This is a genomic window from Psychrobacter sp. 1U2 (assembly GCF_051847575.1).
The window spans coordinates 1-518 of record NZ_JBPYDC010001815.1; the positions used below are offsets into that span (position 1 = coordinate 1).

Annotated in this window: 1 pseudogene; it reads right to left on the reverse strand. The window is 41.5% G+C overall.

The features are described from left to right. Positions 1–20 precede the first annotated feature (20 nt). A pseudogene (fusA, locus tag ACS8FD_RS24550) lies at positions 21–518 on the reverse strand (elongation factor G); the annotation flags it as partial.

The window sequence follows — 518 nt, forward strand, 5'->3', positions numbered from 1 at the left end:
CTTATTTAGCAATTTCTTACTTACTCGTCATCATCTTTAGAGTTGAATTTAGAGATGATTTCAGCAGCTACTGACTTTGGAATTTCCGCATACTTTTGGAATTCCATTGAATACGTAGCACGGCCTTGTGACATAGAACGCATTTGAGTGGCATAACCAAACATTTCTGCTAATGGTACTTCAGCACGGATCTGTTTAGTACCACCAGGTAGATCTTCCATACCCTGAACTAAACCACGACGACGGTTAAGATCGCCCATGATATCACCCATGTAATCTTCAGGTGTTTCAACTTCTACTTTCATTACTGGCTCAAGTAGTGCTGGGTCCGCTGCCATGAAACCTTTTCTAAAGGCCATAGAACCTGCCATTTTGAACGATAATTCATCAGAATCGACATCATGATAAGAACCATCATACAAAGTTGCTTTTACGCCAACGACTGGGTAACCAGCAAGTACGCCGTTTTTCATGCGCTCTTGGATACCTTTATCAACAGCACCATGGAATTCTTTTGG